This is a genomic window from Mycobacterium alsense (assembly GCF_002086635.1).
GTDB lineage: Bacteria > Actinomycetota > Actinomycetes > Mycobacteriales > Mycobacteriaceae > Mycobacterium > Mycobacterium alsense.
Window position 1 is genome coordinate 13,071 of sequence record NZ_MVHD01000037.1, and the last position, 24,255, is coordinate 37,325.

General features: G+C 71.1%; 24 protein-coding genes and 1 pseudogene. 16 read left to right on the forward strand and 9 right to left on the reverse strand.

All coding sequences use genetic code 11. The features are described 5' to 3' along the window. Positions 1-7 precede the first annotated feature (7 nt). Entirely contained in the window at positions 8-526 is a 519-nt protein-coding gene (gene purE / locus BST11_RS18715; protein WP_083139384.1) for a 5-(carboxyamino)imidazole ribonucleotide mutase, read from the reverse strand. Next, positions 519-1,727, reverse strand: coding sequence for a 5-(carboxyamino)imidazole ribonucleotide synthase (locus BST11_RS18720; protein ID WP_083139385.1), 1,209 nt, complete (start codon positions 1,725-1,727; stop codon positions 519-521). Before BST11_RS18720 ends, purE begins: the two co-directional genes overlap by 8 nt. A 121-nt stretch (positions 1,728-1,848) precedes the next feature. On the opposite strand from BST11_RS18720, the gene BST11_RS18725 reads away from it, so the two are divergent. Continuing rightward, a complete protein-coding gene (locus BST11_RS18725) occupies positions 1,849-2,544 on the forward strand; it encodes a GtrA family protein (RefSeq protein ID WP_083139386.1) in 696 nt (231 codons plus the stop codon). Here the strand turns inward: BST11_RS18725 and BST11_RS18730 are convergent. Continuing rightward, on the reverse strand, positions 2,490-3,017 hold the full coding sequence (locus BST11_RS18730; protein ID WP_083139387.1) for a PH domain-containing protein: 528 nt from the start codon (positions 3,015-3,017) through the stop codon (positions 2,490-2,492). The genes BST11_RS18725 and BST11_RS18730 overlap by 55 nt on opposite strands. Before the next feature lie 10 nt (positions 3,018-3,027). After that, a complete protein-coding gene (locus BST11_RS18735) occupies positions 3,028-3,834 on the reverse strand; it encodes a biotin--[acetyl-CoA-carboxylase] ligase (RefSeq protein ID WP_083139423.1) in 807 nt (268 codons plus the stop codon). A gap of 49 nt (positions 3,835-3,883) precedes the next feature. On the opposite strand from BST11_RS18735, the gene BST11_RS18740 reads away from it, so the two are divergent. The 7 genes from BST11_RS18740 to BST11_RS18770 all read left to right on the forward strand — a co-directional run bounded on the left by BST11_RS18740 (position 3,884) and on the right by BST11_RS18770 (position 10,504). Next, entirely contained in the window at positions 3,884-5,524 is a 1,641-nt protein-coding gene (locus BST11_RS18740) for an acyl-CoA carboxylase subunit beta (protein ID WP_083139388.1), read from the forward strand. A gap of 86 nt (positions 5,525-5,610) precedes the next feature. Continuing rightward, positions 5,611-5,853, forward strand: a complete 243-nt coding sequence (locus BST11_RS18745) for an acyl-CoA carboxylase subunit epsilon (protein WP_240492021.1) — start codon at positions 5,611-5,613, stop codon at positions 5,851-5,853. After that, complete coding sequence (locus BST11_RS18750; RefSeq protein ID WP_083139390.1) at positions 5,850-6,497, forward strand: Maf family protein; 648 nt, start codon at positions 5,850-5,852, stop codon at positions 6,495-6,497. Before BST11_RS18745 ends, BST11_RS18750 begins: the two co-directional genes overlap by 4 nt. A gap of 153 nt (positions 6,498-6,650) precedes the next feature. After that, positions 6,651-7,544, forward strand: coding sequence for a sulfurtransferase (locus BST11_RS18755; RefSeq protein WP_083139391.1), 894 nt, complete (start codon positions 6,651-6,653; stop codon positions 7,542-7,544). Then, positions 7,541-7,960 carry a SufE family protein gene (locus BST11_RS18760; RefSeq protein ID WP_083139392.1) on the forward strand — a complete coding sequence of 140 codons (420 nt, stop codon included), beginning with the start codon at positions 7,541-7,543 and terminating at the stop codon, positions 7,958-7,960. The genes BST11_RS18755 and BST11_RS18760 overlap by 4 nt, the downstream gene beginning before the upstream one ends. Before the next feature lie 109 nt (positions 7,961-8,069). Then, entirely contained in the window at positions 8,070-9,869 is a 1,800-nt protein-coding gene (locus BST11_RS18765) for an acetyl/propionyl/methylcrotonyl-CoA carboxylase subunit alpha (RefSeq protein ID WP_083139393.1), read from the forward strand. 167 nt (positions 9,870-10,036) lie between these two features. After that, positions 10,037-10,504, forward strand: a complete 468-nt coding sequence (locus BST11_RS18770; protein WP_083139394.1) for an STAS domain-containing protein — start codon at positions 10,037-10,039, stop codon at positions 10,502-10,504. On the opposite strand, the gene BST11_RS18775 is transcribed toward BST11_RS18770, so the two are convergent. Further along, positions 10,439-11,227 (reverse strand): RNA polymerase sigma factor SigF, encoded by a 789-nt coding sequence (locus BST11_RS18775; protein WP_083139395.1) that lies wholly within the window; start codon positions 11,225-11,227, stop codon positions 10,439-10,441. The genes BST11_RS18770 and BST11_RS18775 overlap by 66 nt on opposite strands. After that, a complete protein-coding gene (locus tag BST11_RS18780; protein WP_068214715.1) occupies positions 11,224-11,661 on the reverse strand; it encodes an ATP-binding protein in 438 nt (145 codons plus the stop codon). The genes BST11_RS18775 and BST11_RS18780 overlap by 4 nt, the downstream gene beginning before the upstream one ends. 236 nt (positions 11,662-11,897) lie before the next feature. On the opposite strand from BST11_RS18780, the gene BST11_RS18785 reads away from it, so the two are divergent. Together BST11_RS18785 and usfY are read left to right on the forward strand one after the other, a co-directional pair. Beyond that, positions 11,898-12,278 carry a phage holin family protein gene (locus tag BST11_RS18785; protein ID WP_083139396.1) on the forward strand — a complete coding sequence of 127 codons (381 nt, stop codon included), beginning with the start codon at positions 11,898-11,900 and terminating at the stop codon, positions 12,276-12,278. A 94-nt stretch (positions 12,279-12,372) separates the two neighbouring features. Next, positions 12,373-12,717 (forward strand): protein UsfY, encoded by a 345-nt coding sequence (gene usfY / locus BST11_RS18790; protein WP_083139397.1) that lies wholly within the window; start codon positions 12,373-12,375, stop codon positions 12,715-12,717. Between the two features lie 35 nt (positions 12,718-12,752). Here usfY and BST11_RS18795 read toward each other — a convergent pair whose 3' ends face one another. The 3 genes from BST11_RS18795 to BST11_RS18805 all read right to left on the reverse strand — a co-directional run bounded on the left by BST11_RS18795 (position 12,753) and on the right by BST11_RS18805 (position 15,149). Beyond that, entirely contained in the window at positions 12,753-13,136 is a 384-nt protein-coding gene (locus BST11_RS18795; RefSeq protein WP_067318980.1) for a hypothetical protein, read from the reverse strand. A 129-nt stretch (positions 13,137-13,265) separates the two neighbouring features. Next, complete coding sequence (gene lat, locus BST11_RS18800; protein ID WP_083139398.1) at positions 13,266-14,645, reverse strand: L-lysine 6-transaminase; 1,380 nt, start codon at positions 14,643-14,645, stop codon at positions 13,266-13,268. Positions 14,646-14,696: 51 nt separating this feature from the next. Further along, the gene (locus BST11_RS18805) at positions 14,697-15,149 is read right to left on the reverse strand and encodes an Lrp/AsnC family transcriptional regulator (protein WP_083139399.1); all 453 of its coding nucleotides are present in this window, start codon (positions 15,147-15,149) and stop codon (positions 14,697-14,699) included. A 107-nt stretch (positions 15,150-15,256) separates the two neighbouring features. On the opposite strand from BST11_RS18805, the pseudogene BST11_RS18810 reads away from it, so the two are divergent. The 6 genes and pseudogenes from BST11_RS18810 to nei2 all read left to right on the forward strand — a co-directional run. Then, positions 15,257-15,669: pseudogene (locus BST11_RS18810) on the forward strand (2-oxoadipate dioxygenase/decarboxylase family protein); the annotation flags it as partial. 114 nt (positions 15,670-15,783) lie between these two features. Continuing rightward, positions 15,784-17,298: an L-piperidine-6-carboxylate dehydrogenase gene (gene amaB, locus BST11_RS18815; protein WP_083139400.1), complete on the forward strand. Its 1,515-nt coding sequence runs from the start codon at positions 15,784-15,786 to the stop codon at positions 17,296-17,298. 99 nt (positions 17,299-17,397) lie between these two features. After that, positions 17,398-18,099, forward strand: coding sequence for a methyltransferase domain-containing protein (locus tag BST11_RS18820; protein WP_083139401.1), 702 nt, complete (start codon positions 17,398-17,400; stop codon positions 18,097-18,099). Between the two features lie 57 nt (positions 18,100-18,156). Next, positions 18,157-18,819 (forward strand): TetR/AcrR family transcriptional regulator, encoded by a 663-nt coding sequence (locus BST11_RS18825; protein WP_083139402.1) that lies wholly within the window; start codon positions 18,157-18,159, stop codon positions 18,817-18,819. A 51-nt stretch (positions 18,820-18,870) separates the two neighbouring features. Further along, positions 18,871-23,466 carry an ATP-dependent helicase gene (locus BST11_RS18830; RefSeq protein WP_244897707.1) on the forward strand — a complete coding sequence of 1,532 codons (4,596 nt, stop codon included), beginning with the start codon at positions 18,871-18,873 and terminating at the stop codon, positions 23,464-23,466. A 3-nt stretch (positions 23,467-23,469) separates the two neighbouring features. Beyond that, positions 23,470-24,225: an endonuclease VIII Nei2 gene (gene nei2 / locus BST11_RS18835; protein ID WP_083139404.1), complete on the forward strand. Its 756-nt coding sequence runs from the start codon at positions 23,470-23,472 to the stop codon at positions 24,223-24,225. The last annotated feature ends 30 nt before the right edge of the window (positions 24,226-24,255 follow it).

The window sequence follows — 24,255 nt, forward strand, 5'->3', positions numbered from 1 at the left end:
CTCCTTGCTACTGACCGGTAACTTTACCCCGACGCTCCTGCAGCGCCGCGTCCTTGGCCCGCACGGTCTCGGCCAGCCCGTCCTGAAAGGCGGCCATCCGCGCGCGCAGCCGCGGGTCGGAGGACGCCAGGATGCGCACGGCCAGCAGGCCGGCGTTGCGGGCGCCGCCGATCGAGACCGTCGCCACCGGAACGCCGGCGGGCATCTGCACGATCGACAGCAGGGAGTCCAGGCCGTCCAGCCGCGCCAGCGGCACCGGCACCCCGATCACCGGCAGCGGTGTCGCGGCGGCGACCATCCCGGGCAGGTGCGCGGCGCCGCCGGCGCCGGCGATGATCACCTCCAGGCCGCGCTCCGCCGCGCCGCGAGCGTAGTCGAACATCGCCGCGGGGGTGCGGTGCGCGGACACCACCCGCACCTCGGCCGGGATGTCGAATTCCGCCAGCGCGTCGGCGGCGTCGGACATCACCGACCAGTCGCTGTCGCTGCCCATGATCACCGCGACGCGAGCCCCGCTACTAGCCATGTGGATCCCATCCGTCCGTCCACCGCCCGTGTGACAACCAGTGTGCCGCCCGCTCGGCGCGCTCACGCAGCCCCGCGGGGTTGGTGGCGTCCCGCTCGGTGCCGACGAAGTTGATGTGCCCGATCTTGCGGCCGGGCCGCTCGAGTTTGCCGTAGAGGTGCACGCGGGCGTCCGGCATCCGCCCCAACAGGTGGTGCAGCCGCTCGTCCATCGTCATGGCGGGCGTCTGCGGGGCGCCCAGCACGTTGGCCATCACGGTCAGCGGGGCGAGCGCGTCGGTGCTGCCGAGCGGATAGTCCAGCACCGCGCGCAGGTGCTGCTCGAACTGGCTGGTGCGCGCCCCGTCCATGGTCCAGTGCCCGGAGTTGTGCGGCCGCATCGCGAGCTCGTTGACCAACAGCGCTCCGTCGGCCGTTTCGAACAGCTCGACGGCCAGCACCCCGACCACGCCCAGCTCGGCGGCCAGCCGCAGCGCGAGCCGCTGGGCCGCCGAGGCGACGTCGTCGGGGAGCGCCGGAGCGGGGGCGATCACCTGCACGCAGATCCCGTCGGCCTGCACCGTCTCGACGATCGGCCACGCCGCGCCCTGCCCGAAGGGCGAGCGCGCCACCAGCGCCGACAGCTCGCGGCGCAGGTTGACCTCCTCCTCGGCCATCACCGGCACCCCGTCGGCCAGGAAGGAGGCCGCGATCTCGCGGGCGTGCGAGGGGTCGCGGGCCATCCGCACCCCGCGCCCGTCGTAACCGCCGCGGACCGCCTTCACGACCACCGGACCGCCCACCCGCGCGGCGAAGGCTTCCAGCTCCTCCGGAGTGCCGATGCCGGCGTAGCGGGGCACCGGCGCGCCCAGCTCCTCCAGCCGGCGTCGCATCACCAGCTTGTCCTGGGCGTGCAGCAGGGCCTGCGGCGGCGGCGCCACCTTCACGCCCTCGGCGACCAGCTTCTCGAGCAGGTCGGCGGGCACGTGCTCGTGGTCGAACGTCAGCACGTCGGCCCCGGCCGCCACCCGGCGCAGGTCCTCGAGGTCGGTGTGCGAGCCGATCACCACGTCCGGGGAGACCTGGGCGGCCGACTCGTCGGGCGCGCCGGCGAGCACCCGCAGCGTCTGGCCCAGCGCGATCGCGGCCTGGTGGGTCATCCTGGCGAGTTGGCCGCCGCCGACCATGGCGACCACTGGGCGTGTACTCGGCACGGCCATCATCGTGTCACGGTCCGCGGCCGTGGGGCGGTGCGGGCGCTACGGGCGCCATGACCGGGTGCGACGCCGATTCGCCGGGTAACTTTTTGCGTCGTTTTTGTGTCCGTCCGTACACTGACGGGTTGTGTCCTTCGCCGAAGCCACAATCGCGCGTTTGCCGCGGGTCGTTCAGCCGTATGCGCAGCGCCACCACGAACTGATCAAATTCGCCATCGTCGGCGGCACGACGTTCGTTATCGACTCCGCGATTTTCTACACGCTGAAGCTGACGATTCTCGAGCCCAAGCCGGTGACCGCCAAGGTCATCGCGGGCATCGTCGCGGTGATCGCGTCCTACGTGTTGAACCGGGAGTGGAGCTTCCGCGACCGCGGAGGCCGCGAGCGCCATCACGAGGCGCTGCTGTTCTTCGCGTTCAGCGGCGTGGGGGTGCTGCTGTCCATGGCGCCGCTGTGGATCTCGAGCTACGTCCTGCAGCTGCGCGTGCCGACGGTGTCGCTGACCGTGGAGAACATCGCCGACTTCATCTCGGCCTACATCATCGGCAACCTGTTGCAGATGGCCTTCCGGTTCTGGGCCTTCCGGCGCTGGGTGTTCCCCGACCAGTTCGCGCGCAACCCCGACAAGGCGCTGGAATCGGCGCTGACCGCGGGCGGCATCGCCGAAGTCTTCGAGGACGCCTTCGGGGACGACGCACAACCCAGCAACGTCACGCTGTTGCGCGCCTGGCGCAACAGGACCCGCCGCGCGGAGTTGAGCCGTGAGCGTCAGCTCGGCGACGCGTCGGGTCCGGCGGAGCCGAGGGTGTCGAAGACCTCGTGATACAGCAGCGCCTGCACCTCGCGCAGGCGCGGGATGTCGGGGAACGACAACGGATCTTGTGACGCCGACTCGATGACGAGCGTCCCCGTGCGAAACATCCTCTCCCACACCCGATCCCGGAATTCCACGCTGTTGATCCGCGCCAGCGGAATGTCGATGCCGCTGCGGGTCAGCACCCCGTGCCGGTACATCACCCGGCGGCTGGTGACGACGAAATGCGTGGTGAGCCAGTTCAAGAACGGCCACAGCGTGCGCCAGCCGACGATCACCAGCCAGATCGCCCAGATAACGCCGTGCAGAACGTTTTTGGCGACCTGCGACCAGTGCGTCGAGTTGAGGTAGCCCGAGCCGAATGCGGCCAGCGCGGTGACCAGCACGAGGACGACGACGGGCCCGATCAAACCCTTCCAGTGGGGATGGCGGTGCAGGACGACCTGCTCGCCCGCGGCCAGGGCATTATCCGGATAGCTCACCCGCCCGAAGTTACCGCAAATGCACCACGTCACCGGCCGAAACGACGACGGTTTCGGTCCCGGTCTCCACGCACAGCCTGCCGTGGTCGTCGATGGCGTTGGCGGTCCCGACGACCTCTTTGCCGCCGGGCAGCTCGGCGCGCACGCGGGTGCCGATGGTCAGGCTGCGCGCCCGGTAGTCGGCGGCCAGCGCCCAGTCGGCCCCGCGCGCCGCGCGCCAGGCCACGATCCGCCGGCCGAGCTCCCGCAGCACCGCGCCGACCAGCCCGCCGCGGTCGGGTGCCGCCACGCCGAGGTCGACCAGTGAGGTCGCGCCGTCGACGTCCTCGGGTGCGGCAAACACGTTGAGGCCCAAGCCGATTACCACGACCGGTCGTGACACCTCGGCGAGGATGCCCGCCAGCTTGCGCCCGTCGGCCAGCACGTCGTTGGGCCACTTGAGGCCCGCCCCGCGTCCGGTCACCTCGAGCAGCGGGTTGACCGCGTCGACGATCGCGACCCCGGCGGCCAGCGACAGCCAGCCCCAGCCCTCGGTGGGCACGTCGACGACGCTGACACCGGCGGACATCGTGATCTGGGCCCGTGGGGTGGCCGACCAGCCGCGACCGTGGCGTCCGCGCCCGGCCGTCTGGTGCTCGGCGATCAGCACCGCGCCGGCGATGTCTTCCCCCGCGGCGGCGCGCGCCAGCAGGTCGGCGTTGGTGGAGCCGGTCCGCTCGACGACGTCGAGCCGGCGCCAGCCCAGCCCGGTCCCGATCAACTCGGCGCGCAACCCCGCCGGGTCCAGGGGCGCCTGGAGCCCATCGGTGTCCATGATCGCCCAGCCTAAAACCCCGCCGCCGGGGCTGCCGATAACATCGGGTTCCATGACGAGCGTTACCGATCACACGGCCGAGCCGGCCGCCGAGCACACCGTGGACATCCACACCACCGCCGGAAAGCTGGCCGAACTGCACAAGCGGCGCGAGGAATCGCTGCACCCGGTCGGTGAGACCGCGGTCGAGAAGGTGCACGCCAAGGGGAAGCTGACGGCGCGCGAACGCGTCCTCGCCCTGCTGGACGAGGACTCGTTCGTGGAGCTCGACGCGCTGGCCAAGCACCGCAGCACCAACTTCGGGCTGGAAAACAACCGCCCGCTCGGCGACGGCGTGATCACCGGCTACGGCACCATCGACGGCCGCGACGTGTGCATCTTCAGCCAGGACGCCACGGTGTTCGGCGGCAGCCTCGGCGAGGTCTACGGCGAAAAGATCGTCAAGGTGCAGGAGCTGGCGGTCAAGACCGGCCGCCCGCTGATCGGCATCAACGACGGCGCGGGCGCGCGCATCCAGGAGGGCGTCGTCTCGCTGGGCCTCTACAGCCGCATCTTCCGCAACAACATCCTGGCCTCCGGCGTCATCCCGCAGATCTCGCTGATCATGGGTGCGGCCGCCGGCGGGCACGTGTACTCCCCCGCGCTGACCGACTTCGTGGTGATGGTCGACCAGACCAGCCAGATGTTCATCACCGGGCCCGACGTCATCAAGACGGTCACCGGCGAGGACGTCACCATGGAGGAGCTCGGCGGCGCCCACACCCACATGGCCAAGTCGGGCACCCTGCACTACGTCGCGTCCGGCGAGCAGGACGCCTTCGACTGGGTGCGCGACCTGCTGAGCTACCTGCCGCCCAACAACGCCACCGACGCGCCCCGCTACGCCGAGCCGCACCCACCGGGCGCCATCGAGGACAACCTCACCGACGAGGACCTCGAGCTGGACACCCTGATCCCGGACTCCCCCAACCAGCCCTACGACATGCACGAGGTGATCACCCGCATCCTCGACGACGACGAGTTCCTGGAAATCCAGGGCGGCTACGCGCAGAACATCGTCGTCGGGTTCGGCCGCATCGAGGGCAGGCCGGTGGGGATCGTGGCCAACCAGCCGACCCATTTCGCCGGCTGTCTGGACATCAACGCCTCGGAGAAGGCGGCCCGCTTCGTGCGGACCTGCGACTGCTTCAACATCCCGATCGTCATGCTGGTCGACGTTCCGGGCTTTTTGCCCGGCACCGGCCAGGAGTACAACGGCATCATCCGGCGCGGGGCCAAGCTGCTGTTCGCCTACGGCGAGGCGACCGTCCCGAAGATCACGGTCATCACCCGCAAGGCCTACGGCGGCGCCTACTGCGTCATGGGTTCCAAGGACATGGGCTGCGACGTCAACCTGGCCTGGCCGACGGCCCAGATCGCGGTGATGGGCGCCTCCGGTGCGGTCGGGTTCGTGTACCGGCAGAAGCTCAAGGAGGCGGCCGAGCGGGGCGAGGACGTCGAGGCGCTGCGGCTGCAGCTGCAGCAGGAGTACGAGGACACCCTCGTCAACCCCTATGTCGCCGCCGAGCGCGGGTACGTCGACGCCGTGATCCCGCCGTCGCACACCCGCGGCTACATCGGCACGGCGCTGCGCCTGCTGGAGCGCAAGATCGCCCACCTGCCGCCCAAGAAGCACGGGAACATTCCGCTGTGAGTCGAGTGAGTGACGGGAACGAGACGAACGAATCGGACCCTGTGAGTCGAGTGAGTGACGGGAACGAGAGCAACGGGTCGGGCCCTGTGAGCGACGAGACCGCCGCGGCCGGCCAGCCGCACGAGCCACACATCCACATCCTCAAGGGACACCCAACCGACGACGAGGTGGCCGCGCTGGTCGCCGTGCTGGGCTGCGCCGGTCGCGCCGCCGCGGAGCCGGCCCAGCCGGAGCGCACCCGGTGGGGGCTGCCGGTGGACCGGCTGCGCTACGCGATGTCCAACTACCAGCGCCTCACCATGCAGCAGATGACGCACATGAAGCAGTGACCCGCCTGGTGCTGGGGTCGGCTTCCCCGGGCCGCCTCAAGGTGCTGCGCCAGGCCGGCGTCGAGCCGGTGGTCGTGGTGTCCGGCGTCGACGAGGAGCGGATCACCGCGGGCCTGGGCCCGCAGGCCGAACCTGCCGAGGTGGTGTGCGCGCTGGCGGCGGCCAAGGCCGACGCCGTCACCGGCATGCTGGAATCCCGGATCGCCACGGATTGCGTTGTGCTGGGCTGTGATTCGATACTGCACATCGACGGACGGCTGTGCGGGAAGCCGCAATCCGCCGAAGCCGCCCTGGACCAGTGGCGGCTGCTCGGCGGCCGGTCCGGCCGGCTGCACACCGGGCACAGCCTGCTGCGCCTGCGCGACGGCACCGTCACCCACCGCGAGGTCCAATCAAGCTGCACCACAGTGCATTTCGCCACGCCCAGCGATGCGGACCTGCGGGCGTACGTCGCCAGCGGCGAGCCGCTGAAGGTAGCCGGGGGCTTCACGCTCGACGGGCTCGGCGGCTGGTTCGTCGACGGGATCGACGGCGATCCGTCCAACGTGATCGGCGTGAGCCTGCCGCTGCTGCGTTCGCTGTTGGCGCGGGCGGGGCTGTCGGTGGCCGCGCTGTGGGCGGCCAGCCCCGAGCCTTCGGTGTGAAGCCACGGCGTCGATCCGGCGATTTTTCCCGCCCAGGGTGCCCGGCCGAAGCCCTGAGGTCACCGCCGAAACCCAGGCCGCACACCCGATGCGGGTCGCAGCACCGCCAACCACTGACAAACCGCGCCTGCGCGCCAACGGTAGGCTCCAGTTGTGTCGTTACCCCCGGACCCAAGCCCCACCCTGACGGAGTACGCCCACCCCGAACGACTGGTCACCGCCGAATGGCTGTCCGCCAACATGGGCGCCCCCGGCCTGGCGATCGTCGAGTCCGACGAGGACGTCTTGCTCTACGACGTCGGCCACATCCCCGGTGCGGTCAAGATCGACTGGCACACCGACCTCAACGACCCGCGGGTCCGCGACTACATCGACGGCCAGCAGTTCGCCGAGTTGATGGACCGCAAGGGCATCGCCCGCGACGACACCGTCGTGATCTACGGCGACAAGAGCAACTGGTGGGCGGCGTATGCGCTGTGGGTGTTCACGCTGTTCGGCCACCCCGACGTGCGCCTGCTCAACGGCGGCCGCGACCTGTGGCTGGCCGAGCGCCGCGAGACCACCCTGGACGTGCCGACCAAGACGTCGACCGGGTACCCCGTCGTGCAGCGCAACGACGCGCCCATCCGCGCCTACAAGGACGACGTGCTGGCCGTCCTCGGCAGCCAGCCGCTCATCGACGTGCGCTCGCCCGAGGAGTACACGGGCAAACGCACGCACATGCCCGACTACCCCGAGGAGGGCGCGCTGCGCGCGGGGCACATCCCCAGCGCGCGCTCGATCCCGTGGGGCAAGGCGGTCGACGAGAGCGGCCGATTCCGCGGCCGCGCCGAGCTGGAACAGCTGTACGGGTTCATCGAGCCGGACGACAAGACCGTCGTGTATTGCCGCATCGGCGAGCGGTCCAGCCACACCTGGTTCGTGCTCACCCACCTGCTCGGCAAGCCCGGGGTCCGCAACTACGACGGCTCGTGGACCGAATGGGGCAACACCGTGCGCGTGCCCATCGTGGCCGGCGAAGAACCAGGGGCCGTCCCCGCCCGATGAGCCTGCCCGCGCCCCTTGCCGAGGTGGTGTCCGACTTCGCCGAAGTCCAGGGCCAGGACAAGCTCGCGCTGCTGCTGGAATTCGCGAATGAGCTGCCGGCACTTCCCGCGCACCTGGCCGAGTCCGCCATGGAGCCGGTGCCCGAATGCCAATCGCCGCTGTTCCTGCACGTCGACGCCAGCGACCCGAACCGGGTGCGGCTGCACTTCAGTGCGCCCGCCGAGGCGCCGACCACCCGCGGCTTCGCCTCGATCCTGGCCGCCGGCCTCGACGAGCAGCCCGCCGCCGACATCCTGGCGGTGCCCGAGGATTTCTACACCGATCTGGGCCTGGCGGCTCTGATCAGCCCGCTGCGGCTGCGCGGCATGTCGGCGATGTTGGCCCGCATCAAGCGCCGATTGCGCGAGGCGGCCTGAATGGGGAACCGAGTGACCGGTCCCACGGCGCGGCGCCTAAACTTCCCCGGACAAGACTTGTAAGAAATCTCTTAGAGACCAGAGACGCACATGCCAAACAGGAGGCGCAGTGGCTAGTCACGCCAGCTCGAGGATCGCCAAGGTGCTCGTCGCCAATCGCGGTGAGATCGCAGTCCGGGTGATCCGCGCGGCCCGCGACGCGGGCCTGGCCAGCGTGGCGGTGTATGCCGAGCCCGACGCCGACGCGCCCCACGTGCGCCTGGCCGACGAGGCGTTCGCGCTGGGCGGCCAGACCTCCGCGGAGTCCTACCTGGACTTCGCCAAGCTGCTCGACGCGGCCGAGAAGTCCGGCGCCAACGCCATCCACCCCGGCTACGGCTTCCTGAGCGAGAACGCCGACTTCGCGCAGGCGGTCATGGACGCCGGCCTGATCTGGATCGGGCCGAGCCCGCAGTCCATCCGCGACCTCGGCGACAAGGTCACCGCCCGCCACATCGCCGCTCGCGCACAGGCCCCGCTGGTGCCGGGCACCCCCGACCCGGTCAAGGACGCCGACGAGGTGGTGGCCTTCGCCAAGGAGTACGGCGTGCCGATCGCGATCAAGGCCGCCTTCGGCGGCGGCGGGCGCGGCATGAAGGTCGCGCGCACCATCGAAGAGATTCCGGAGCTCTACGAGTCGGCGGTCCGCGAGGCCGTGGCGGCGTTCGGCCGTGGCGAATGCTTCGTCGAGCGCTACCTGGACAAGCCCCGCCACGTCGAGGCGCAGGTGATCGCCGACCAGCACGGCAACGTCGTCGTCGCCGGCACCCGCGACTGCTCGCTGCAGCGCCGCTTCCAGAAGCTCGTGGAGGAGGCGCCGGCGCCGTTTCTGACCGACGCGCAGCGCAAGGAGATCCACGAGTCGGCCAAGCGGATCTGCAAGGAGGCCCACTACTACGGCGCGGGTACCGTCGAGTACCTGGTCGGGCAGGACGGCCTGATCTCGTTCCTGGAGGTCAACACCCGCCTGCAGGTCGAACACCCCGTCACCGAGGAATCCGCGGGCATCGACCTGGTGTTGCAGCAGTTCAAGATCGCCAACGGCGAGAAGCTGGAGCTCACCGAGGACCCCACGCCGCGCGGCCACGCCATCGAGTTCCGCATCAACGGCGAGGACGCGGGGCGGGGCTTTCTGCCCGCGCCCGGGCCGGTTACCAAGTTCCACCCGCCCACCGGTCCCGGTGTCCGGCTGGACTCCGGCGTCGAGACCGGCTCGGTGATCGGCGGTCAGTTCGACTCCATGCTGGCCAAGCTGATCGTGCACGGCGCCGACCGCACCGAGGCGCTGGCGCGCGCCCGGCGCGCCCTGGCCGAGTTCGAGGTCGAGGGCCTGGCCACCGTGATCCCGTTCCACCGCGCCGTGGTGTCCGACCCGGCGTTCATCGGCGACGATGACGGCTTCTCGGTGCACACCCGCTGGATCGAGACCGAGTGGGACAACACCATCGAACCGTTCACCGGCGGCGAGCCCCTCGACGACGAAGCGGAGGCCCGGCCGCGGCAGAAGGTGGTCGTCGAGGTCGGCGGCCGCCGGCTCGAGGTGTCGCTGCCCGGTGATTTGGCGCTGGCAAACGGCGCCGGCGGCGGCGATGCCGGGGTGATTCGCAAGAAGCCCAAGCCGCGCAAGCGCGGATCGCACGGCGGCGCGGCAACTTCCGGCGACGCGGTGACCGCGCCCATGCAGGGCACCGTCGTCAAGGTCGCGGTCGAGGAGGGCCAGGGAGTCTCCGCCGGCGACCTGGTGGTCGTCCTCGAGGCGATGAAGATGGAGAACCCGGTCACCGCGCACAAGGACGGCACCATCACCGGGCTGGCGGTCGAGCCGGGCGCGGCCATCACCCAGGGCACCGTTCTCGCCGAGATCAAATAGCCGGGCAATCGGTTGTCGGTCCCGCCCACCGCGGGTAGGGTTCAGTTCAGGTTGAGTTCACAGCCGCCCGGATAACGTCGGAGACGTGCTGAAAGGCGACGGCGAACTCCCCGTTCGATCGGCACCGCTCGTCACCCGATGTCATCCACAGCACGACCCTCCCGACGATGGAGACAAGCATGTCTGTGGCTCAATCTTGGCAACAAAGCCGCACCGCGCAGTTCACTGCGCGCTGGGGCCCGAAGGGCTCGGTGATCACCGTCCACGGCGAGCTCGACGCCGCCAACGCCGATCAGCTCGACGACTACGTGCAACGCACCATCCGGCGCTCCCGGCGGGTGATCCTGGACCTGCGCGACCTGGAATTCATTGGCACGGCCGGCTTTTCGGCCCTGCACCGAATCAACGTCGCGTGCTCGGCGGCCCAGGCCAACTGGGCCATGGTGCCCAGCCCGGCGGTGTCGCGGTTGCTGGGGATCTGCGATCCCGACGGCACCCTGCCGGTGACGACGCCGCGCGCGGAGCCGCTGCTGAGGTCGGCCCGGGCCGGCGGCGACGAGTCGCGACCGCTACTGCAGCTGGTCCCGCAGCCGCGCGAGCGACTTCGCCAGCAGCCGGGAGACGTGCATCTGTGAGATGCCGACCCGCTCGGCGATCTGGGTCTGGGTCATCGATTCAAAGAACCTGAGCACCAACACCATTCGCTCGCGCTCGGGCAGCGCCTCCAGCAAGGGGCGCAACGCCTCGCGGTCCTCGATGCGATCGAGGCCGGCGTCCACGTCGCCCAGGGTGTCGGAGATCGCGCGGGCATCGTCGTCGTCGCTGCCGCCACCGGTGTCGATGGACAGCGTGTTGTAGGAGCTGCCGGCCACCAAGCCCTCGACGACCTCGTCGCGCTCCATGCCGAGTTCGGCGGCGAGTTCGGTGGCGGTGGGCGCCCGCCCGAGCCGCTGCGACAGGTCCGCCGTCGCGGCGCCCAGCCGCAGGTGCAGTTCCTTCAGGCGCCGCGGAACCTTGACCGACCAGCTGTTGTCGCGGAAGTGACGGCGGACCTCGCCCATGATCGTGGGCACCGCGAACGACACGAAGTCCGAACCGGTTTCGACGTCGAAGCGGACCACCGCGTTGACGAGTCCGACCCGCGCCACCTGGACCAGGTCGTCGCGCGGTTCGCCGCGGCCCTCGAAGCGGCGGGCGATGTGATCGGCCAGCGGCAGGCACCGCTCCACGATCTTGTCCCGTTGGCGATGGAATTCCATCGAGTCGGCGGCCACGGTCGCCAACTCACGAAACATGTCCGGGACATCGGCGTATTCGTTCGGGCGTGACGTCGAACTGCCGGAAGCTCGGGAGCTCACCTGCTAGAGGCCGCCCGTCGCGCCGTCAGCGTGATACCGAAGACACTGCCGGTTGCATTGGGCTCGCGACCGTCATGGAACGTCTGGACGTCGTCGGCCAGCGAGGTCAGCACATGCCAGCTGAAGCTGCCGGGCGCCACCACGTCGTGGGTCTCGCACGCAGCGGAGGCCTCCACGACCAGTTCGTCGTCGTGCGGGTCGACCACGACGACCAGGGTCGCGTCCGGGGTGGCCGAGCGGATCAACCGGGTGCACACCTCGTCGACCGCGAGCCGCAGGTCGGCGACCGCGTCGAAATCCAGGTCCTCGAAGGTGCCGATGGCGCCCACCAGCGTGCGCAGCATCGCGAGGTTCTCGAGGCGCGCGGCTACGTGCAGTTCCACGGCCCGGTGGCCGCGCTGACGCCGGTTGGCGCGCAATCCCGCATCGGTCATTTGGTCTCCCGGCAACGTCCGATTGACAGTACTACTGCTCCGCGGGCCGCCATCGACCGTGGGTTCCAGTCGGTTGGTCACGCTGGCCGCCGGGTATGGCTCCCGAAGTGGGTGGGCCTCTCACGCTGATTCGCTAGCGAAACATATAAGACTCTCATCATGGTCTAAAGCTGATACCCACTTGACGCGGCGAATAACCCAGGAAGACGGGGCCGTCGAGACCTAGACTTGACGTCATGAAGCAAACCATGTTGCGGGCGGTTGTGCTGCTGGCACCGTGGGCCATCGGACTGCTGGTGGCGGCCTGGGTCGTGCCCGGTGTGTCGGTGTCGGCGTCGGGGTTCGTCGTCGCCGTGGTGTTGTTCTCCGTGGCGCAGGCGACCCTGGCACTGTTCATCCTGAGATTGCCCCGTGCCTACGCGTCGCTGCTGCTCGGTGCCGCCGGCCTGGTGTTGACCCTCGTGGCGCTGGCTCTGGCCTCGAAATTGACCCATGGGCTGTCCATCCACGGCGTTGAGTCCTGGCTCGCAGCAACGATCGTGGTGTGGCTCGTGACGACGGTGGGGGCGATCGCGCTACCCGAGGCGCTGGTGCGCGAGCCGGCCGACGCGAACTGACGGAGCCGCTGGTCAGCGGGCAAAGTTGCGAGTTCCGCAGGCTCGGGCGAGTGGGTAGGATTTTGTTGTCCCGTCCGACGAGACAGGGAGGGTGATGGGCGACAGACATCGCGATCCGACGGATCATTACCGGACCACGCAGCCGCACGCCGGCTTCTCGATGAAGGACAACCTCTACTGGCCGGGGTTCATCCTGATGGCCGTCTCGGTGGCCGGGATGATCAGCACGACGGCCGCCGCCGCCTACGGGCACTACGAGTGGCTCGCCACGACCGTCCTGGTCGCGGTGCTCGGCATCATCGCCGCGGCCCTGTGGTTCGTGATGGAGAATCGCCGCGTGAGCGCCATCGACGCGCGGTGGGGCGCCGATGGCGCTCACGCGGACGCCGACAACGCGGCGCGCGAGCACGCCGCCAGCAAAGAGCCGACCACGCGTTAGAGCGCATTAGAGCGCGTTAGCACACCCCTGACGACTCACAGGGCCAACGCCGAGCCGGCGATGGGCGCCGCGGCGAGGCCGAGCGTCACCACCATCAGCGTCAACAGGAACCAGCCCGCGCCGTGCCACCCCCACCAGGTGCCGTGCGCCTTCCACACGCGGTAGGTGCGAAGAAACGACCAGAGGCCGCCGGCCAGCAGGATTAGCGGCCCGCCGAAGGCCAGCATCGTCCGCTGGGGCGCGCCGCAGGCCACCGTGTCGACGCCGGTGCCCGGGCAGGTGCTGACCCACAACGCGGCCAGAATCACGAACCCGACGCCCGCCGCGGCGGCGAGGACGGCGAACCGGATCGCGGCGTGCACCTCGCCGTCCTCCTGCCCCAAGCGGTCCCCCGGTGACCGCTGATCCGCTTTCTGCATCCCTTGCCCCCTGCGTCCTGGGTGTGCCTGCCCTTTATGCATCGTTTTTCGCGCCCGATTAGTTACCGCTTGGCTACCACGTAGCGCGCATGGGGACAGATACCCGGCGGTAAACCCCGGTAAACGCCATCAGGACCTGGCCACCGCGGTCACGGCGGCGCGCACGGCGGAGATCGCCGCGTCGATCTCCGCGCGCGAAACGGTCAGCGCGGGGCGGAAGCGCACCCCGTCCTCCCCCGACGGCATCACGATCACGCCGCTCCGCCACAGCCCGCGGATCACCTCGTCGCGGTCGGCGGACGTGGGCAGGCTGAACGCGCACATCAGGCCGCGCCCGCGCGGGTCGAGGACGAGCCCGGGAAGGTCACAGGCGAGTTCGTCGAGCCGGGCACGCAGGTAGCGGCCGGCTTGGGCGGCGCGGCCGAACAGCCCGTCGGCCTCGATCACCTCGAGGATGCGGCGGGCGCGCACCATGTCGGCGAGGTTGCCGCCCCAGGTCGAGTTGATGCGGGAGCTGACCGCGAAGACGTTGTCGGCGATCTCGTCGACCCGCCGTCCCGCCATCACGCCGCACACGTGGGTCTTCTTGCCGAACGCCACCAGGTCGGGCGCCACGCCCAATTGCTGGTAGGCCCAAGGGGTTCCGGTCAGGCCGCAGCCGGTCTGCACCTCGTCGAAGATCAGCAGCGCGTCGTTCTCGTCGCACAGCTCGCGCATCGCGGCGAAGAACTCGGGTCGGAAGTGCCGGTCCCCGCCCTCGCCCTGGACCGGTTCGGCGATGAAGCACGCGATGTCGTGCGGGTGGGCCTCGAACGCCGCGCGGGCCTGTCGCAGCGACTCGGCCTCCAGCGCGGCCGTGCCCGCCGCGCCCAGGCCGGGCCGCAGGTACGGGGCGTCGATGCGCGGCCAGTCGAACTTCGGGAAGCGGGCCACGGCGACGGGCTTGGTGTTGGTCAGGGACAGCGTGTAGCCGCTGCGCCCGTGGAATGCGCCGCGCAGGTGCAGCACGCGGGTGCCGAGCGCCGGGTCGATACCGCGTCTTTCGTTGTGCCGGCTCTTCCAGTCGAACGCGGCCTTGAGCGCGTTCTCCACCGCCAGCGCCCCGCCGTCGACGAAGAACAGGTGCGGCAACGCCGGGTCGCCCAGCACCCGCGCGAACGTTGCGACGAAGCGGGCCATCGCGACCGTGTACACGTCGGAGTTGCTGGGCTTGTTCAGCGCCGCGTCGAGGAGTTCCGCCCGGAACTCCTCGTCGCCGGCCAGCGCCGGGTGGTTCATGCCCAGCGCCGACGAGCCGAAGAACGTGAACATGTCGAGGTAGCGCCGGCCGTCGCGCGCGTCCACCAGGTGCGAGCCGGACGAGCGCGTCAGGTCGAGCACCATGTCGAACCCGTCGGCCAGCACACTGCGGGAGAGCACGTCACGAACGCGGTTCGGGTCGCGCGCGGGGTCCCGGTCGGGTTCCGCGTTCGGGTCGACCAGGACGAGCGGGTTCGCGGCGGCGCTCATACCGCCAGAATAGCTGCTTTTTACGGTGTTACTGGCTATCGACAGGAAAAATTATGGTATGTATTGCCTGTCGCTGTAGAAAGTATTGAGGATGATGGTACTGCGGGTCTGCACGTTGGCCGTGGTGCGGATGCGCAGCAGCAGGTCCTCGAGCGCCCGCGCCGACTTCACCCGCACCAGCAGGACGTAGCTTTCCTCGCCGGCCACCGAGTGACACGCCTCGATCTCCTCGATGTGTTCCAGCCGGGCGGGAGCATCATCGGGCTGAGAGGGATCCAGAGGGGTGATGGCCACGAACGCCGAGAGCAGGTGCCCGACCGCCTCGGGGTTGATCCGCGCGCAATACCCCGCCACGACACCGCGGGACTCCAGCCGGCGCACCCGTGACTGCACCGCCGACACCGACAGGCCGGCGTCGGCGGCCAGCTCCGCCAGGGTGGCGCGCCCGTCGGCGACCAGCGCGCGCACCAGGATGCGGTCGACGTCGTCGAGCGACTCACTCATGGCCGGAGACTATCGCAGCCCGCCACGCCGGAGGTCGCGCCGTGAAACGGGCTGAGGCGCCGCGGCCCTGGCGGCTGCGCGCGCGTTTCGCCGCGGGACTGTCGGCCATGTACGCCGCCGAGGTGCCCGCGTACGCCACGCTGGTCGAGGTCAGCGAGCGGGTCAACGCCGACCACGTGGCGCGCCATCCGGACGCCGAACGTTACGACTCGCCGCGGCGCGTGACCGCCGAGCGGCACGCCGCCATCCGGGTGGGCGGCCCGGCCGAATTGGCCGCCGTGGCCGACCTGTTCGCCGCCTTCGGCATGTTTCCGGTGGGCTACTACGACCTGCGACGCGCCGCCTCGCCGGTTCCGGTGTCGACGGCGTATCGGCCCGTCGATCCAAAAGAACTGGCGCGCAACCCGTTCCGGGGTTCACGTCCATGCTGGCCACCCGCGACCGGGGCTACTTCCCGGCCGACCTGCGCGCCCGCGTGCAGACGTTGCTCGGGCGCCGGCAGCTGTGCGATCCCGCGCTGCCGACATCGCCGGTGTCCGCGTGCGGTTCGGCGAGGTCGAGGCGCGCAGTGGCTGGCCGGGGCCATCGCCCGCGACATCCATGACCCGTACGCGCTCTACGAGGAGGCATCGAAATGAGTTCCGATCGGCTGCGGGCCAAGGCGCGCGAGGCGTGTGCGGCGATCGGCGCCGGGACACGCCTCGGCGAGCCGGGCGAACCGGGGCTGCCGGCCGGCACCCCGATCACCGGCGAGGTGCTGTTCACCGTCGCGCCCGCCACCGCCGATGACGCCGACCTGGCGGTCGCCGGTGCGGCGCAGGCCTTTTCGGTGTGGCGCGGCACGCCGGCCCCGGTGCGCGGGGCCCTGGTGGCCCGGCTCGGCGAGCTGCTCGCCCGGCACAAGGCCGAGCTGGCGACGCTGGTGACCGTCGAGGTGGGAAAGATCGAATCCGAGGCGCTGGGCGAGGTGCAGGAGATGATCGACGTCTGCCAATTCGCCGTGGGCCTGTCGCGCCAGCTCTACGGCCGGACCATCGCCTCGGAGCGCCCGGGGCATCGCCTGCTGGAGACCTGGCATCCGCTCGGCGTGGTCGGCGTGATCACCGCGTTCAACTTCCCCGTCGCGGTGTGGGCGTGGAACGCCGCGGTGGCGCTGGTGTGCGGGGACACCGTGGTGTGGAAGCCCTCGGAGCTGACGCCGCTGACGGCGCTGGCCTGCCAGGCGCTGATCAGCCGGGCCGCCGCCGACGTCGGCGCGCCCGCGGCGGTGAGCGGCCTGGTGCTGGGCGACCGCGACCTCGGCGAGCGGCTGGTGGACGACGGCCGGGTGGCGTTGGTCTCGGCGACCGGCTCGGTGCGCATGGGCCGGGCCGTCGGCCCCCGCGTCGCCGCCCGCTTCGGCCGGGTGCTGCTGGAGTTGGGCGGCAACAACGCGGCCATCGTGACGCCGTCGGCCGACCTTGAGCTGGCCGTGCGCGCGATCGTGTTCGCCGCCGCGGGCACCGCCGGGCAGCGCTGCACCACCCTGCGGCGGCTGATCGTGCACCGCTCGGTGGCCGACGCGGTGGCGCAGCGGGTGGCGACCGCCCTGCGGCGGCTGCCGATCGGCGACCCCACGGCGCCGGACACGTTGGTCGGTCCCCTCATCCACGAGACCGCCTACCGCGACATGGTGGGCGCCCTGGAGCAGGCGCGCGCCGACGGCGGCGACGTCATCGGTGGCGAGCGCCGGCACGTCCCGGACCGCCCCGGCGCCTACTACGTCGAACCCGCCCTGGTGCGCATGCCCGCGCAGACCGCCGTCGTGGCCACCGAGACGTTCGCGCCGATCCTCTACGTGCTGGCCTACGACGACCTGGACGATGCGATCGCGCTGAACAACGGGGTGCCGCAGGGGCTTTCCTCGGCCATCTTCACCACCGACCTGCGGGAGGCCGAGCGTTTCCTGGACGCGTCCGACTGCGGGATCGCCAACGTCAACATCGGCACGTCCGGCGCGGAGATCGGCGGGGCGTTCGGCGGGGAGAAGCAGACCGGCGGCGGCCGGGAGTCGGGCTCGGACGCGTGGAAGGCCTACATGCGCCGCGCCACCAACACCGTCAACTACTCCGACGCGTTGCCGCTGGCTCAGGGCGTTCACTTCGGCTGACCGCGATTTCGCCAAAAGCCCCGTTGCGGATACCATTCAGCCGCTTGCCGGGTTGGCTCACGGCCGGTCAGACTTACCGGGAGCGTCGAGGAAGGGTGAATGGATCTCTCGATACGCAGCACGGTGCCCGAAGTGCTCGACGACGCCGCCCTCGATTTAGCTGATTACCAGCGCTGCTTGGCCGAACTGGCCGTGGTCAACCGCCTCACTTTCGCCCACCGCCCGACGCTGCGCTGGCTGGCGCGGGCCACGAGGGCGCTGCCGGCCGGCGCGACGTTCTCGGTGCTGGACGTCGGCTACGGTGACGGCGATTTGCTGCGCGCCATTGCCCGGTGGGCGGACCGGCGCGGGCTGAAGGCGCGGTTGACGGGCATCGACTCCAATCCCCGAAGCGCCGCCGCCGCACGCGGTGCCACGCCCCCGGAAATGTCCATCGACTACCGAACGGGCGACGTTTTTTCCTACCAGCCCGACCGGCCGGCGGATTTCATCGTCAGCTCGCAGGTCGCGCATCACCTGGGCGACAACGACGTCGTCGAGTTGCTGACCTGGCTCGACACCAACTCCGTGTACGGCTGGCACATCGCGGACCTGCATCGCCACTCGCTGGCGTACTACGGCTTTCCCGTCCTGGCCCGCTTGATGGGCTGGCACCACATCATCCGCTCCGACGGGATGATCTCGATCGCCCGGGGATTCCGCCGCCAGGACTGGCAGGGCTTCCTGGAAAAGGCGGACCTGCAGGCGGAGATTTCGTGGTACGCGTTCCGGTTCTGCGTGCGCCACACCAAGGCGAGCTGAGACGCCTCGGCAGCCGGTCGTCATGGGGTATGCGGGCCCGTGAGTACTATCTGACACATGGCAACAGCCAGGAGGCGGTTATCCCCTGAGGACCGCCGAGCGGAGCTGCTCGCTCTGGGGGCGGAGGTTTTCGGGAAGCGGCCGTATGACGACGTCCGCATCGACGAGATCGCCGAAAGGGCCGGGGTGTCCCGCGCCCTGATGTATCACTACTTCCCGGACAAGCGGGCATTCTTCGCCGCGGTCGTCCAGGACGAGGCCGATCGGCTGCACGAGGCCACCAACCAGCTGCGTCCAGCGGGTCTGACGATGTTCGAAGAGCTCAAGCTGGGTGTGCTGGCCTACATGGCCTACCAGCAGCAGCATCCGGAGTCGGCGTGGGCGGCGTACGTGGGCCTCGGCCGGTCCGACCCGGTGCTGCTCGGGGTCAGCGACGACGCCAAGAACCGGCAGATGGAACACATCATGAGCCGGATCGAGGAATTGGTGGCCCAGTCCCCGGACCGGAAGTTGAAGCCCGAAGTGGAGCGGCACCTGCGCGTGATCCTGCACGGCTGGCTGGCGCTCACCTTCGAGATCTGCCGGCAGCGGATCATGGACCCGACCTCCGACGCCGACAAGCTCGCCGACGCGTGTGCGCACGCGCTGCTGGACGCCATCGTCCGCATCCCGGACATTCCGCCCGACCTCGCCGAGGCGATGGCCACCGCGCAACTGTGAGTGCCTGTCGGTGTCTGTTGGCACCATGGTTGGGTGAGCACCCCTGACCCACTGGCCCGGTTCGGCCTAACCCGGTTCGGCGCCGTCACCCGGGAGTGGTTCCTCGGCACCTTCGCGGCACCGACCGCCGCGCAGGCGCAAGCCTGGGAGGCCATCGCCGGCGGCGACAACACGCTGGTGATCGCCCCGACCGGGTCCGGCAAGACGCTCGCCGCGTTCCTATGGGCCCTGGACCGCCTCGCCGCCGCGCCCGAAAGGCCGGCCGGCACGCGCGTGCTGTACGTCTCGCCGCTCAAGGCGCTGGCGGTCGACGTCGAACGCAACTTGCGCACCCCGCTGGCGGGGCTCACCAGGATCGCCGAGCGCCACGGCCTGCCGCCGCCCGACATCAGCGTCGGGGTCCGCTCCGGCGACACGCCGCCCGCGACGCGCCGCCAGCTCATCGCCCACCCCCCCGACGTGCTGATCACCACCCCCGAGTCGCTGTTCTTGATGCTCACCTCCGCCGCCCGCGAGACGCTGGCCTGCGTGCAAACCGTCATCGTCGACGAGATCCACGCGATCGCCGGCGGCAAGCGCGGCGCGCACCTGGCCCTGTCGCTGGAGCGGCTGGACGACCTGCGGCAGGGCCCGCCCGCCCAGCGCATCGGGTTGTCGGCGACGGTGCGCCCGCCCGAGGAGCTGGCGCGGTTCTTGTCCGGCGCCGGCCCGACCGCTCGGACAACCGTGGTGGCCCCGCCGTCGGGCAAGACCCTCGAGCTCGCGGTGGCCGTGCCGGTGCCCGACATGGCCAATTTGGCCAACAACACCATCTGGCCCGACGTCGAGGCGCGGCTGGTCGACCTGATCGAATCGCACAGCTCGACGATCGTGTTCGCCAATTCGCGGCGGCTGGCCGAGCGGCTCACCGCGCGGCTCAACGAGATCCACGCCGAGCGCTGCGGGCTCACGCTCGCCACCGAGGCCAACTCCGAGGTGGCGGGCGGGGCCCCCGCACACCTGATGGGCAGCGGGCAGACCTACGGCGCCGAGCCGATCCTGGCGCGCGCCCACCACGGGTCGGTCAGCAAGGAACAACGCGCCCTGGTCGAGGAGGACCTCAAACGGGGGCTGCTCAAGGCGGTGGTGGCCACCTCCAGCCTGGAGCTGGGCATCGACATGGGGGCCGTCGACCTGGTGATCCAGGTGGAGGCGCCGCCGTCGGTGGCCAGCGGCCTGCAGCGCATCGGGCGGGCGGGCCACCAGGTGGGCGAGGTCTCGCGGGGGGTGCTGTTCCCCAAGCACCGCACCGACTTGATCGGGTGCGCGGTGACCGTGCAGCGCATGCTCACCGGCCAGATCGAGACGATGCGGGTGCCCGCCAACCCGCTCGACATCCTGGCGCAGCACACCGTGGCGGCCGCCGCGCTCGAGCCGCTGGACGCCGACCAGTGGTTCGACACCGTGCGGCGCGCCGCCCCGTTCGCGACGCTGCCGCGCAGCGTCTACGAGGCGACCCTGGACCTGTTGTCCGGCAAGTACCCGTCCACCGAATTCGCCGAGCTGCGCCCGCGATTGGTCTACGACCGCGACGCCGGCACGCTGACCGCGCGGCCCGGCGCGCAGCGGCTGGCCGTCACGTCCGGCGGCGCCATCCCCGACCGCGGGCTGTTCACCGTGTACCTGGCCACCGATGCCGAGAGGCCTTCGCGAGTCGGCGAACTCGATGAGGAGATGGTGTACGAGTCGCGCCCCGGCGACGTTATCTCGCTGGGCGCCACCAGCTGGCGCATCGTCGAGATCACCCACGACCGGGTGCTGGTGATCCCCGCGCCGGGCCAGCCCGCCCGGCTGCCGTTCTGGCGCGGCGACGACGTCGGCCGGCCGGCCGAGCTCGGCGCGGCGCTCGGCGCGTTCACCGGCGAGCTGGCGGCGCTGAACCGCCAGGAATTCGACAAGCGTTGCGCCACTTTGGGTTTCGACGCGTATGCTACCGACAACCTGTGGGGGCTGCTGGACGAGCAGCGAAGCGCCGCCGGGGTGGTGCCGACCGACACCACGCTGCTGGTCGAGCGGTTCCGCGACGAGCTGGGCGACTGGCGGGTGATCCTGCACTCGCCGCACGGGCTGCGGGTGCACGGGCCGCTGGCGCTGGCGGTCGGCCGCCGGCTGCGCGAGCGCTACGGCATCGACGAGAAGCCGACCGCCTCCGACGACGGGATCGTGGTGCGGTTGCCCGACACCGGGCTCTCCGGCGGGGACGGCGCCCCGCCCGGGGCCGAACTGTTCGTCTTCGACGCGGACGAGATCGACCCCATCGTCACCGCCGAGGTGGGCGGCTCGGCGCTGTTCGCGTCGCGGTTCCGCGAGTGCGCGGCGCGCGCGCTGCTCCTGCCCCGGCGGCACCCGGGCCGCCGCTCGCCGCTGTGGCACCAGCGCCAGCGGGCGGCCCAGCTGCTCGACGTGGCGCGCAAGTACCCCGACTTCCCCGTCGTGCTGGAGACCATCCGCGAATGCCTGCAGGACGTCTACGACGTGCCGGCGCTGGTCGGGCTGATGGCCGGCATCGCCCAGCGCCGGGTGCGGGTGGTGGAGGCCGAGACCGCGCGGCCCTCGCCGTTCGCGGCGTCGCTGCTGTTCGGTTACGTCGGGGCGTTCATGTACGAGGGCGACACCCCGCTGGCCGAGCGCCGCGCCGCGGCGCTGTCGCTGGACAGCACGCTGCTGGCCGAGCTGCTCGGCCGGGTGGAGCTGCGCGAGCTGCTCGACCCGGACGTCATCGCCGCGACCGGCCGCCAGCTGCAGCACCTGACCGGCGACCGGGCCGCGCGCGACGCCGAGGGGGCGGCGGACCTGCTGCGGCTGCTGGGCCCGCTGACCGAGGACGAGGTCGCCGCCCGCGCCGGTGGCGCCGGCGTCGGGGGCTGGCTGGAGGGTCTGCGCGCCGCCCGGCGCGCGCTGACCGTGTCGTTCGCCGGCCGCACCTGGTGGGTGGCCGCCGAGGACATCGGGCTGTTGCGCGACGGGGTCGGCGCCGCGGTTCCGCTGGGCGTGCCGGCCGCCTTCACCGAGTCGGTGGCCGACCCGCTGGGCGAGCTGCTGGGCCGCTACGCGCGTACGCACACCCCGTTCACCACGGCCGAGGCCGCCGGCCGGTTCGGCCTTGGATTGCGGGTGACGGCCGACGTGTTGGGCCGGCTCGCCGCGGACGGGCGGCTCGTGCGCGGCGACTTCGTCGTCGCGCCCGGGGCCGCCCCGGAAGGCGGCGCAGCCGGGGCCGAGCAGTGGTGCGACACCGAGGTGCTGCGCATCCTGCGGCGACGTTCGCTGGCGGCGCTACGCGCGCAGGTGGAGCCGGTGAGCACCGCCGCCTACGGGCGGTTCCTGCCGGCCTGGCATCGCGTCGACCCCGCCGGCCGGTCAACCCAGGGGGGCCTGGACGGACTCATGTCCGTGATCGACCAGCTCGCCGGCGTGCGGATGCCGGCGTCGGCGATCGAACCGCTGGTGCTGGCGCCGCGGGTCCGCGACTACTCCCCCGCACTGCTCGATGAGCTGCTCGCCACCGGCGAGGTCACCTGGTCGGGGGCCGGGCCGATCTCGAGCAGCGACGGCTGGATCGCGCTGCACACCAGCGAGTCGGCGCCCCTGACCCTCGCCGGCCCCGCCGCGCTGGACCTCACCGACGCCCACCGCGCGATCCTGGACATGCTCGCCGGCGGGGGCGCGTACTTCTTCCGCCAGCTCGCCCAGAACGGCGCATCCGCCATGCAGACCGACGCGGCGCTCAAAGACGCGCTGTGGGAACTGGTTTGGGCCGGCTGGATCACCGGTGACACCTTCGCGCCGGTGCGCGCCGTGCTGGGTGGCTCGGGCGCCCGCAAGCGTGCGCGGCCCTCCCAGCCGGCGCACCGGACGCGCCGGCCGCCGCGGCTGAGCCGCTACAGCGTCGCGCACGCCCAGCACCGCAGCACCGACCCGGCCGTGGCGGGGCGGTGGTCCGCGCTGCCGGCGCCGGAGCCGGATTCCACCGTGCGGGCGCACTACCAGGCGGAGCTGCTGCTGAACCGCCACGGCGTGCTGACCCGGGGCGCCGTCGCCGCCGAGGGCGTGCCGGGCGGCTTCGCCACCCTGTACAAGGTGCTGAGCGCGTTCGAGGAGGCCGGGCGGTGCCAGCGCGGCTATTTCGTCGAGTCGCTGGGCGGCGCCCAGTTCGCCGTCGCCTCCACCGTCGACCTGCTGCGCAGCTACAGCGACGGGATCGACCCGGAGCGACCCGAGTACCGGGCCGTCGCGCTGGCCGCCGCCGACCCGGCCAACCCCTACGGCGCCGCCCTGCCCTGGCCGGCCCCCGGCAACGGCACCGAGACCCCCGGCGCGCGCCCCGGCCGCAAGGCGGGCGCGCTCGTCGTGCTGGTGGACGGCGGGCTGGCCTGGTTTCTGGAGCGCGGCGGGCGCTCGCTGCTGACGTTCACCGACGATCCCGCGGCCGACCACGCCGCGGCCGGGGCGCTGGCCGAACTGGTCGCCGCCCGCCGGGTCGCTTCGATCCTGGTCGAACGCGTCGACGGGACCCCGGCGCTGCAGCCCGGCGCGCCGCAGGCGGCGGTGGCCGCGCTCGCCGAAGCCGGATTCGCCCGCACCCCACGCGGAATGCGGTTGCGGTGAGAAATGCCCGAAGGTGACACCGTCTGGCACACCGCGGCCATGTTGCGGCAGCACCTGGCCGGGCGCACGCTGACGCGTTGCGACGTCCGGGTGCCGCGGTTCGCGACGGTCGACCTGACCGGGGAGGTGGTCGACGACGTGGTCAGCCGCGGCAAGCACCTGTTCATCCGGGCCGGGCGGGCCAGCATTCACTCGCACCTGAAGATGGAGGGCAGCTGGCGGGTCGGCGAGCGGCCGGTGCGGGTGGACCATAGAGCACGAATCGTGCTGGAGGCCAACGGTATTCGCGCCGTCGGTGTCGACCTGGGGGTGCTGGAGATTCTCGAGCGCGACCGGGACGGCGAGGCCGTCGCGCACCTGGGTCCCGACCTGCTGGGCAGCGACTGGGACCCGGCGCGCGCCGCCGCCAACCTGACCGCGCGCCCGGACCGGCCGATCGGCGAGGCGCTGCTGGACCAACGGGTGCTGGCCGGGATCGGCAACGTCTACTGCAACGAGATATGTTTCGTCAGCGGCCATCTGCCCACCGCGCCGGTCGGCGCGGTCACCGACCCCCGCCGGCTGGTATCGCGCGCCCGGGACATGCTGTGGACCAACAGGTTTCGGTGGAACCGCTGCACCACCGGAGATACCCGGCATGGCAAGCAGCTGTGGGTCTACGGCCGGGCCGGTCAGCCCTGCCGTCGGTGCGGCACGCGCATCCGCCACGACGGCGGTGGTGAGCGGGTCACCTACTGGTGCCCGTCTTGCCAGCGGTGAAGCAACTTTCGCGCACCGGCGACCGGCATG

Excerpts from the sequence above, each read along its gene's own strand:
- lat (WP_083139398.1), bottom strand. The coding sequence starts at position 14,645 with ATGAGCGCCGCCGCGAACCCGCTCGTCCTGGTCGACCCGAACGCGGAA.
- purE (WP_083139384.1), bottom strand. The coding sequence starts at position 526 with ATGGCTAGTAGCGGGGCTCGCGTCGCGGTGATCATGGGCAGCGACAGC.
- usfY (WP_083139397.1), top strand. The coding sequence starts at position 12,373 with ATGGGCGACAGACATCGCGATCCGACGGATCATTACCGGACCACGCAG.
- BST11_RS18820 (WP_083139401.1), top strand. The coding sequence starts at position 17,398 with ATGGATCTCTCGATACGCAGCACGGTGCCCGAAGTGCTCGACGACGCC.
- BST11_RS18720 (WP_083139385.1), bottom strand. The coding sequence starts at position 1,727 with ATGATGGCCGTGCCGAGTACACGCCCAGTGGTCGCCATGGTCGGCGGC.
- BST11_RS18785 (WP_083139396.1), top strand. The coding sequence starts at position 11,898 with ATGAAGCAAACCATGTTGCGGGCGGTTGTGCTGCTGGCACCGTGGGCC.
- BST11_RS18805 (WP_083139399.1), bottom strand. The coding sequence starts at position 15,149 with ATGAGTGAGTCGCTCGACGACGTCGACCGCATCCTGGTGCGCGCGCTG.
- BST11_RS18780 (WP_068214715.1), bottom strand. The coding sequence starts at position 11,661 with ATGACCGATGCGGGATTGCGCGCCAACCGGCGTCAGCGCGGCCACCGG.
- nei2 (WP_083139404.1), top strand. The coding sequence starts at position 23,470 with ATGCCCGAAGGTGACACCGTCTGGCACACCGCGGCCATGTTGCGGCAG.
- BST11_RS18795 (WP_067318980.1), bottom strand. The coding sequence starts at position 13,136 with ATGCAGAAAGCGGATCAGCGGTCACCGGGGGACCGCTTGGGGCAGGAG.
- amaB (WP_083139400.1), top strand. The coding sequence starts at position 15,784 with ATGAGTTCCGATCGGCTGCGGGCCAAGGCGCGCGAGGCGTGTGCGGCG.
- BST11_RS18825 (WP_083139402.1), top strand. The coding sequence starts at position 18,157 with ATGGCAACAGCCAGGAGGCGGTTATCCCCTGAGGACCGCCGAGCGGAG.
- BST11_RS18770 (WP_083139394.1), top strand. The coding sequence starts at position 10,037 with ATGGAGACAAGCATGTCTGTGGCTCAATCTTGGCAACAAAGCCGCACC.
- BST11_RS18760 (WP_083139392.1), top strand. The coding sequence starts at position 7,541 with ATGAGCCTGCCCGCGCCCCTTGCCGAGGTGGTGTCCGACTTCGCCGAA.
- BST11_RS18740 (WP_083139388.1), top strand. The coding sequence starts at position 3,884 with ATGACGAGCGTTACCGATCACACGGCCGAGCCGGCCGCCGAGCACACC.